General features: G+C 68.5%; 10 protein-coding genes. 5 read left to right on the top strand and 5 right to left on the bottom strand.

Going from position 1 to position 9,424, the window contains the following annotated elements:
- The coding region (locus AAF184_23070) for a multifunctional CCA addition/repair protein (protein ID MEO0425237.1) at positions 1 to 1,035 on the top strand (1,035 nt) is incomplete at its 5' end.
- Positions 1,036 to 1,045: 10 nt separating this feature from the next.
- Here AAF184_23070 and AAF184_23065 read toward each other — a convergent pair.
- Both AAF184_23065 and AAF184_23060 read right to left on the bottom strand, forming a co-directional pair.
- Positions 1,046 to 1,861, bottom strand: a complete 816-nt coding sequence (locus AAF184_23065) for an undecaprenyl-diphosphate phosphatase (protein ID MEO0425236.1) — start codon at positions 1,859 to 1,861, stop codon at positions 1,046 to 1,048.
- Positions 1,862 to 1,996: 135 nt separating this feature from the next.
- Positions 1,997 to 3,226, bottom strand: a complete 1,230-nt coding sequence (locus tag AAF184_23060) for an SAM-dependent methyltransferase (GenBank protein MEO0425235.1) — start codon at positions 3,224 to 3,226, stop codon at positions 1,997 to 1,999.
- Between the two features lie 137 nt (positions 3,227 to 3,363).
- On the opposite strand from AAF184_23060, the gene AAF184_23055 reads away from it, so the two are divergent.
- Complete coding sequence (locus AAF184_23055; protein MEO0425234.1) at positions 3,364 to 4,143, top strand: pteridine reductase; 780 nt, start codon at positions 3,364 to 3,366, stop codon at positions 4,141 to 4,143.
- A gap of 28 nt (positions 4,144 to 4,171) precedes the next feature.
- On the opposite strand, the gene AAF184_23050 is transcribed toward AAF184_23055, so the two are convergent.
- The 3 genes from AAF184_23050 to tsaD form a co-directional block, all read right to left on the bottom strand.
- Positions 4,172 to 5,530, bottom strand: a complete 1,359-nt coding sequence (locus AAF184_23050; GenBank protein ID MEO0425233.1) for a S41 family peptidase — start codon at positions 5,528 to 5,530, stop codon at positions 4,172 to 4,174.
- Positions 5,531 to 5,585: 55 nt separating this feature from the next.
- The gene (gene folB, locus AAF184_23045) at positions 5,586 to 5,939 is read right to left on the bottom strand and encodes a dihydroneopterin aldolase (GenBank protein ID MEO0425232.1); all 354 of its coding nucleotides are present in this window, start codon (positions 5,937 to 5,939) and stop codon (positions 5,586 to 5,588) included.
- A gap of 86 nt (positions 5,940 to 6,025) precedes the next feature.
- Positions 6,026 to 7,051 carry a tRNA (adenosine(37)-N6)-threonylcarbamoyltransferase complex transferase subunit TsaD gene (tsaD, locus tag AAF184_23040; GenBank protein ID MEO0425231.1) on the bottom strand — a complete coding sequence of 342 codons (1,026 nt, stop codon included), beginning with the start codon at positions 7,049 to 7,051 and terminating at the stop codon, positions 6,026 to 6,028.
- A gap of 105 nt (positions 7,052 to 7,156) precedes the next feature.
- On the opposite strand from tsaD, the gene rpsU reads away from it, so the two are divergent.
- From rpsU to dnaG, 3 genes are all read left to right on the top strand, one after another.
- A complete protein-coding gene (rpsU, locus tag AAF184_23035) occupies positions 7,157 to 7,372 on the top strand; it encodes a 30S ribosomal protein S21 (protein MEO0425230.1) in 216 nt (71 codons plus the stop codon).
- Positions 7,373 to 7,402: 30 nt separating this feature from the next.
- The gene (locus AAF184_23030; GenBank protein ID MEO0425229.1) at positions 7,403 to 7,855 is read left to right on the top strand and encodes a GatB/YqeY domain-containing protein; all 453 of its coding nucleotides are present in this window, start codon (positions 7,403 to 7,405) and stop codon (positions 7,853 to 7,855) included.
- Between the two features lie 102 nt (positions 7,856 to 7,957).
- A partial coding sequence (gene dnaG / locus AAF184_23025; protein ID MEO0425228.1) for a DNA primase occupies positions 7,958 to 9,424 on the top strand: 1,467 nt, incomplete at its 3' end.

Raw genomic sequence — 9,424 nt, 5'->3', positions numbered from 1 at the left:
GCCCCGGGCTACCGCGGCTTCGCCATCCACGCCGCCCCCGAGGTCACCCTCGAGGAGGACCTCGCCCGCCGCGATCTCACGATCAACGCCATCGCCCGCGGTGACGACGGCGAGCTGATCGACCCCTTCGGCGGCGTGCAAGACCTCGAGCAGCGCTGGCTCCGCCACGTCTCGCCCGCCTTCGTGGAAGACCCCGTGCGCATCCTGCGCGCCGCCCGCTTCGCGGCGCGCTTCGGGTCCCTGGGCTTTCGCGTGCACCCGGACACGGTAGCCCTCATGCGCGAGATGGTGGACGCCGGCGAAGTGAGCGCGCTGGTGCCCGAGCGGGTGTGGGCGGAGACGCGCAAGGCCCTGTCGGCTGAGCGCCCCGACGCCTTCGTGAGCGTGCTGCGCGAGTGCGGTGCCCTCGCCGTCGTATTCCCCGAACTCGATGCGCTCTTCGGCGTGCCGCAGCCGCCCAAGTGGCACCCGGAGGTGGACACGGGCGTGCACATGCTGCTGGTCCTGCACCAGGCCGCAATCCTCGGCGCCCAGGACCCCATGGTGGCCTTCGCGGCCTTCTGCCACGACTTCGGCAAGGGCACGACGCCACCGGAGAAATGGCCCTCGCACCCGGGCCACGAGGAGCGCAGCGCCGAGATGCTCATCGCGCTGTGCGAACGCCTGCGCGTACCGAACGATTTTCGTGACGTGGCCGTGGCCGTCGCCCGCCACCACGGCAACATCCATCGCGCCCTCGAGCTGCGCCCGGGCACCATCCTGCGCCTGTTCGAGCAGATGGACGTGCTCCGGCGCCCCGAGCGCCTGCACCGCATCCTGCTCGCCTGCGAGGCGGACTACCGGGGCCGCACGGACTTCGAGGATCGCCCCTATCCCCAGGCGCAGTTCCTCCACGCCTGTTGCGAGGCCGCTGGGGCCGTGCGCTTGAGTGACGAACAACGGGAGGGCCTGGCGGGACCGCAGATCGGCGAAGCCATGCGCCGGGAACGGCTCGAGGCTGTAAGCACCGTGCGCCGCGAGTTCGCGACCGCCTAGTGGCGCCTGGCTAGATCGTCGAGAAGCCGATCCCGAAGACGGCGAAGATCACCACACCCAAGGCGACGCGATACAGCGCGAAGGGCAACATCCCCAGGCGCTCCACCACCTTCAGGAAGGTGTGAATGCAGGCGTAGGCGGCGACGGCGGAGATGAGCGTGCCGAGACCGAGCACGGTCCAGTCGGTGGCCACGTCCGCCTCGAGCAGATCGAGGGCCTTCACCATGCCGGCCAGGGTGATCAGGGGAATCGCCAGCAGGAAGGAGAAGCGCGAGGCCCCCTCGCGACTGAGGCCGAGCATCAGGCCGGCAGTGATCGTGATACCCGAACGCGACGTGCCGGGGATCAGGGCCAACGCCTGGGCGATGCCGATCACCAGCACGTCCACCGGGCCGATGGCGTACTCGCCGCGACGCTTCACCCCGAAGCGATCCGCCACCCACAGCAACACGCCGAAGCCGATGGTGGTGGCGCCGATCACCTGCGGCGAGCGCAGGTATTGCTCGATCAGGTCCTTGAAGAGCAGCCCGGCGATGCCGGCGGGAATGGTGCCGGCGATGACCGCCCAGGCCAGGCGCGCGTCGCCCTTGAGGGAGCCGCCGCTCAGGGTGCGCCACCAGGCGGCCGCCATGGTGATCAGATCGCGACGGAAGTAGGCGACCACCGCCAGCAGGGTGCCCACGTGCACGGCCACATCGAAGGCCAGCCCCTGGTCCTCCCAGCCGAGAAAGGCCGGCACCAGCACCAGGTGCCCCGATGAGGAGATCGGCAGAAACTCCGTCAGGCCCTGAACCAGCGCCAGGACGACGATTTGCAGCAGATCCAAAGCGCCTCCTGGGGTCGAGCCTGCCTAGGTCGGTAATGGATTCGCGGGTGATCTTTCGCCCCTGGGCAGTCGGGCGAACGCCAGCGAGTCGCGCAGGATAATGCAGCGCGCCATCAGTTTCGAGACCGTTTGCGCTCAGCTGACGCCAGGAACGCCGAGGGTTCGCCGCAAATCCGGCCCCACCATGCCCGGCAGGGGCACGCTCAGCCCCCGCCCGAGGCCCATCACCCGAAAGCGCTCGCCCATGCTCCCCGGTAGGAGCAACTGGCGACAGGCGGACGCCACCTGCAGGCGCGCCGCGTCACTCGGCGCCGTGGCCATGGTCTCCCCAGCAAGGGCATCGATACCGTTGCCGAGCAGGAAGCCCGCCTGAGTGGTGTAGCCCGAGACGGTGAGATCCAGGGCGTCGGCGGCCCGCGCGATGGTGCTGAAGTCCACCCAGGCCGTGAGGTCCTGCAGCCCGGGGAGGTGCAGTACGTCGTCGTGGGCGCGGTGGCGGTAGTAGCACAGGAGCGTGCCGTCGCTGCGCGCCGAGGCGTAGTACTCCGCCTCGCTGAGCCCGTAGTCGATGAGGAGCATGGCGCCGGCCTCGAGGCTCGGGGCGATGCTGGCGAGCCACGCTTCGCGGCGCGGGCAGACCTCTGAGATGTAGCCGTCGGGGAAGGGCGCGCCGCGCCGCGCCTCGAGGGCTTGTACTGCCGCGAGCAAGTCGGGATCAGCGGGGCGCCAGGCCAGGCACAGGGCGCCGTCGTCGCCCACGGCGATGCCGAGCGCCTCCACCCCCGCCGCTGCGCCATTCACGCGGAAGCGACTGCACGCGAAGGCGTCGAGCACCTCGTTGGCGAGCACCACCCCTCGAAAGCCGTTGCCCGGCGGGCCGTCCAACCAGTTCACCCGATCGGCCAGCGCGCAATCGTGGAGTCGGTCTCGCTGGCGCTCCCGCAGGTCGCCGCTCAACTCGACGATCAGATACTCGCAAGGCGGTGACGACGTCTGCGCCAAGGCGTCCAGCATCGCTCGCGCCAAAGCCCCCGTGCCCGCGCCGTACTCCACCACGGTCCAAGGGTCACCGGGCTCGAGCTGCGACGCCACCGCTTGCGCCCAACGCGCCACCACCTGGCCGAACAGCGGGCTCAGTTCCGGTGCCGTGATGAAGTCACCGTCCTCGCCGAACTTGCGCGATCCCGCGCTGTAGTAACCCAGCCCCGGCGCGTAGAGCACGAGTTCCATGTAGGCATCGAAGGGGAGCCAGCCGTCGCCCCGGGCATCGATGGCGCGCCGCACCTCGGCCACCACCTGCTGCGAGTGCGCGAGCGCAGCGGCATCGGGCGGCGGTAATGCAGCCGAGACAGCGGAACGATTCATGAGGTCTCCATCGTCGAACGATCGAGCAAAGCGGACAAGCGAGAATCCCCCTCGGGGCTGGCGAACGAAACGGTATGATGCCCGCTTGGCTTCCCTGGCGCGCGCGGGCGCGCTGAGACGACAAAGGCACTCGGATGATGGACAAGACCGGAGACGGGAGTCTCGAACAGGACATGATGCGCACGCAAGCTGGCGTGGCGCTGATCACAGGCGCTGCGCGACGTATCGGCGCCCGCGTAGCGCGACGCTGGCATGGCGCCGGCGGCCGCGTGGCCATCACCTACCGCTCCTCGGCGACGGACGCGGAGGCGCTGGTCAGCGAGCTCAACGCAAAACGCCCCGATTCGGCTATGGCCATTCGTAACAACGTGACGGAAGTGGATACGCTGCCCGGACTCGTTGCCAAAGTCACCGACCGCTTCGGCAGCCTCGATCTGCTGATGAACAACGCCTCCACCTTCTACCCCACGCCGATGGGCGAGATCACCTCTAAGGCCTGGGACGACCTCATGGGCACGAATCTGAAGGGGCCGATGTTCCTGGCCCAAGCCGCCGCGCCCGCCCTGCGCGAGTCGAAGGGCCTGATCATCAACATGCTGGACATCCACGCCCGACGCCCCCTCGCCCACCACTACGTTTATTGCGCGGCGAAGGCCGGCTTCACCATGCTGACCCAGTCCCTGGCGCGCGGCTTGGGGCCCCAGGTACGCGTGAACGGCATCGCGCCCGGCCCCGTGCTCTGGCCCGAAGGCGACGACGATGAGGCCCTGCGCCTGAAGATCGTGGCGAACACGGCGTTGAAGCGCATGGGGGACCCGGACGACATCGCGAGCCTGGTGCTCTACCTGGCCACCCAGGGACACTACGTCACGGGACAGATCGTGGCGGTCGACGGCGGGCGCAGCATCGGCTGGTAGCCCGCTCGCAGCTACGCCCTAGCGGCCGCTAGTACGCGTCGCCGATCTCTCGCGCCACCTCACGACCGCGCGGCGGCGGCGCTACCGCTGCGGCTGCCGCGGCTTTCGCCGCCTGCGCATCGGCCGCCTTGGCGAAGGGGGTGGTGCAGGTGCCGTTGCGCACCACATCCAAGGCCTCCGCCAACATCGCCTCCTCGGGATCGCCCAGAGCGCGGGTGAGGTCGTCGGTGGCCGCGCAGTCCGGGGCGAAGCCGTCGTAGTAGTCGCTGTTGCCCAGGGAGTTGGCCAGCACGAAGCTCGCCGGGCGCAAGATCTTCTCGCAGAACTCGTAGCCGTATTGACCGATCGGCTTGCCGAAGGTGGTCTCCCCCACCAGCGTGAGCTGGCGGTAGGGCGAGATGCCGTTGATCACGAGCTCACTCGCAGACGCCGTGCCGCCGGTGGTGATGATGATCAGGTTGTCCAGGGTGAGCGCGTTCGCCTGGTTGACGAAGTCCACGCTGAAGTTGAAGTCCGTGTTGGCGTCGTTGTGCTCACGGGAATAATAGGTGGACCCCGCAAGACCGCCGGCGAGCAGATCGCCGAGGAACTCGGACACGGAGATCAGGCCGCCTCCGTTGTAGCGCAGATCGAGGATCAGCTGGGTGACCCCTGCCGCCGCGAAATCGCCGAAGACCCGCTCGAGCTCATCGAAGGCGGGGTTCACGAAGTCTCGGAACACCACGTAGCCCACGGGCTCACCGTCCACGTCGAGGACGGCGCTGGCCGGGATCGGCTCGATCGTGACGAGATCTTTGAAGAGCACGTCGTCGGTGATCTCGCCGGTGGCCGTGCGCCGGGCGCGCAGTTCCACCATCACGCCGATCTCATCGTCGCCGAAGGCCGCGCCGATCCCGTCGCCCGCGAGCGCGTCGGCCACGTCGATGCCGTTGATGCGCAGGAGCTCGTCGCCGCGCCCAAGGCCCGTGGCGGCCGCGGGACCGTCGCCGAACACCTGGGTGATGAACACCTGGTCGCCGCGCGTGCTGAGCCCGAGGCCCACCCCGATGAACTGGCTATCGGAGAAGAACGCATCGTCGGCCGCGGCGCTGCCGATGAAGGAGAAGCGATCGAGGGGCTGCACGCTCACCAGCTCCTCGAGCAGGGCCTCCGGGGAATCGAAGGCATCGATGTTGATGTTGCTGTCGAGATCATCCACCCAAAAGTAGATGTCCTGCATCACATCGAGCACGAACTGCTTCTGTTCATCGTTCGAGCAGCTGCCGGCCTGCGCGTCCACGTCCGGCGCTGGCGCGTTGGCACCACCGCCACCGCAAGCGGCCAGGCAGGTGGTGGCTATCACGCTTGCTAGCATTGTGGCGCGCCGGCCACTCACGATTCGTTTCATCGAGAATTCCCCTCGCAATGTCCGCGCGATCTCGCCGCCGGCGCGCAGCGCTAACTCACTGCGCGTGACGCTCGATGCGAATGCCCACGTTGCGCGAGCCGCGGATCGCTCCTGGCTTGGACACGCTCACACGCACCCAGTTCACGCCGTGCTCACGCAGGATCAACTGAGCGATTTCCTCGGCCATCGTTTCGATGAGTTGATAGCCGGCGGGTTCGACCAGGCCGATCACCGCCTTGGCAACCGCCTTGTAGTTGACAGAATCCGCGACGTCATCGGTGGCCGCTGCTTTGGCGGCATCCACCGGCATCTCCAGATCGATGCTGACGGTTTGCTTGACCTCGCGTTCCCAGTCGTAGATCCCGATGATCGTTTCGATCTCGAGCTCTTGCAGAAAAATCGTATCCATGGACCTCCAGCCCGTAAGCATCTAGCGGCGGCGGCCGAAAACGGTCACCTAGCCGGGACGCGCAAACATAGCACGCGCCCCGACCCTCAGGGCGTCGAGACATCCATGGCGCTGAGCTCGCCGAGGGGCCAACGCGCCCGCACGCCTACGGCGAGGGGCGCCCGCTCGCCCGCCTGCAAGCGCCACCATCCAGCATGGGCGATCATCGCGCCGTTGTCCGTGCACAGGCTCGGTGGCGGAAAGGTCACGCGCGCACCGCGGGCCTCGGCCCCGGCACGCAGGCGTTCGCGAAGACGCGTATTGGCCGCCACGCCACCTGCCACGATCAGCGCCCGGCGCCCCGTCTCCTTCAAGGCCCGCAGCGACTTGCCCACCAGTACATCCACCACGGCCTCTTCGAAGTCCCGCGCCAGATCGGCCCGCCCCACCTCGTCGCCTTCCTCCACCTTGGCCGCTGCGTGCAGCACGGCCGTCTTCAGGCCGCTGAAACTGAAGTCGAGGCCCGGCCGCTTGAGCAGCGGTCGCGGGAGGTCGAAGCGCCCGCCCCTCGCCGTCGCCGCCAGGCGCGCCAGGGCGGGACCGCCGGGATAGCCCAACCCCAGCAGCTTGGCCGTCTTGTCGAAGGCCTCGCCAGCGGCGTCATCCAACGACTCCCCCAACAGGCGGTAGTCGCCGGGTGCGGCGACGTCGATCAACTGGGTGTGGCCCCCGGAGACCAGCAGGGCGACGAAGGGGAAGTCCGGCGCGTCCGCCTCCAGCAGCGCCGCCAGCAGGTGTCCCTCCATGTGGTGGACGGCGACGGCGGGCACGTCCCACCCGTAGGCCAGGCTGCGCGCGGTGGCCGCGCCCACCAGCAGGGCGCCGACCAGGCCAGGCCCCGCGGTGTACGCCACCGCATCGGGACGCTCGATGCCGGCCTGGGCCAGGGCCTCTCTAATGAGCGGGGTGAGGCGGGAGGCGTGATCGCGCGAGGCGATCTCGGGCACCACGCCCCCGTAAGCCGCGTGGGCCGCCACCTGACTGTGCAGGACCTCGCTGATGACGCCGCGCTGGCCGTCGTAGACCGCGACCCCAGTCTCATCGCAGGAGGTTTCGATACCCAGGACCTTCAAGGACACCCCACAGGCTTTGCAACGGAAGGGGGCCGTAGCCTACAATGCGCGGCTTTCCTGCGCTCGCCCAACGCGACGCAATGCCAACCCTTGACGAGAGAAACTATGCCCAGCGTTCGCGTTCGCGAGAACGAACACTTCGACGCGGCCCTCCGCCGCTTCAAACGCTCCTGTGAAAAAGCAGGCATTCTCAGCGAGTTACGTCGCCGCGAGTACTACGAAAAGCCCACCCAGGAGCGCAAGCGCAAGAAGGCTGCGGCCGTGAAGCGCCACGCCAAGCGTCTGGCTCGCGAAGCCGCTCGTCGCAAGCGTCTCTACTAAGACTCGCCCTCTTCCTGCCCGGAAACGCCCGTGTCCGAGACGCTCGCGCAGCTCAAAGACGACATGAAAGCCGCCATGCGCGCGAAGGAATCCTTCCGCCTGGGCGTGATTCGCATGGTGCTCGCGGCGGTGAAGCAGCGTGAGGTGGACGAGCGCATCGAACTCGACGAGGCGGCCACGCTCGCGATCGTCGAGAAGATGATCAAGCAGCGCAAGGACGCGGTGGAGCAGTTCACTAAGGGGGATCGCCCCGACCTCGCCGAGAAGGAAACCGCTGAGATCGCTGTGCTGGAGGGCTATCTGCCGCAGGCGATGAGCGAAGCGGACATCCAGGCCCTGGTCGAGCAGGCTGTCGGCGACACCGGTGCCAGCAGCATGAAGGACATGGGCAAGGTGATGGGCATCGTGAAGTCCAACGCCACGGGCCGCCTGGACATGGGGCTCGCCAGCAAGCTGGTCAAGGCCCGCCTCAGCGCCGGCTAGGCCAGCGCCCCTCGCCCCCCCGGCGCCTCGCGCCGTACCATCGACCTGATACACCCCTGCGTGGCCTGACCGCCATGCGCTGGTCACCCGTGGGCGCTCCGCTTGGCAAACCGTATTCCACAGTCCTTCATCGACGAGCTCCTGGCCCGCACGGACCTGGTGGAGCTGATCGGTCGCCGCGTGCCCCTGCAGCGCGCCGGCCATGAGCACAAGGGCCGCTGCCCCTTCCACGAGGAGAAGACGCCGTCGTTCTACGTGAGCCCGGTCAAGCAGTTTTACCACTGCTTCGGCTGCTCGGCCCACGGCACGGCGATCGACTTCCTCATGCAGCACGATCACATGGGCTTCCTCGACGCCATCGAGGAACTCGCCGCCGCCGCCGGCCTCGAGGTGCCCCGCGACGCGGGCCGCCACGACGACGGCCCCTCCCAGGCGCTCTACGACCTCATGGCCGAGTGCATGAATTGGTACCGCCAACGCCTCGCCGGCAGCGAGGACGCGAAGCACTACCTCGACGGGCGTGGCGTCGACGACGACACCGCCGAGCACTACCTGCTGGGCTACGCCCCCGAGGGCTGGGACGGCCTATTGCGACAGTTCGGTACGGACGAGGCCCGCCGGGGCATGCTCCTCGACGGCGGCCTGATCATCACTCGCGACGGCGAGAACGGCGGCCAGACCCGCCGCTACGACCGCTTCCGCGATCGCCTCATGTTCCCCATCCGCGATGCCCGCGGGCGGGTCATCGGCTTCGGTGGACGCGTCCTGCAGAAGGATCGCAAGGACGCCAAGTACCTGAATTCGCCGGAAACTCAGCTCTTTCACAAGGGCCGCGAGCTGTACGGCATGTACGAGATGCGTCGCGCCCTGCGCAGCATCCCGCGGATCCTCGTGGTGGAGGGCTACATGGACGTGATCGCCCTGCATCAGCACGGCGTCGCCTGGGCCGTGGCCACCCTCGGCACCTCCACCACCGCCGACCACCTCACCCGCCTGTTCCGGGTCAGCGACGAGGTGGTGTTCTGCTTCGACGGCGACCGCGCCGGCCGCCAGGCCGCCTGGCGCGCGCTCAACAACGCCCTCAGCGAGGTGCGCGAGGGCCGGCAGCTCCGGTTCCTGTTCCTGCCCGATGGGGAAGATCCCGATTCGCTCATCCGCCAGGAGGGCCAGGTGGCCTTCGAAACACGCGTCGAGCAGGAGGCGCAGCCGCTGTCCCAGTTCCTGATCGCGCACCTGGCGGAGGGCCTGGACCTCGCCAGCGTCGACGGCCGCGCGCGCCTCGCCGAACTCGCCCGCCCACTCATCGCCCGGGTGCCCGAGGGCGTCTACCGCGACCTCCTGCAGCAGGCGATCGCCGAGCAGGTGGGGCTGGCCCCGGAACGCCTCGCCTCGCACCTGCCGACGGCCTCCTCCACCCAAGGGGGCACGCCAGAATCGCCGCGTCGCCCGCCGCCCCAGCGACGCCGTCAGCAGCCCCAACGGGACACGCTCGTGCGCCGCGCCCTACGCCTGGTGCTCAACTATCCGTCGATCGCTGCCGATGCAGGAGATACGAGCGCGTTAGCAACG

The sequence above is a fragment of the Pseudomonadota bacterium genome, from assembly GCA_039815145.1.
Classification (GTDB): domain Bacteria; phylum Pseudomonadota; class Gammaproteobacteria; order Steroidobacterales; family JBCBZW01; genus JBCBZW01.
This window is presented reverse-complemented; position numbering and strand designations above follow the sequence as displayed.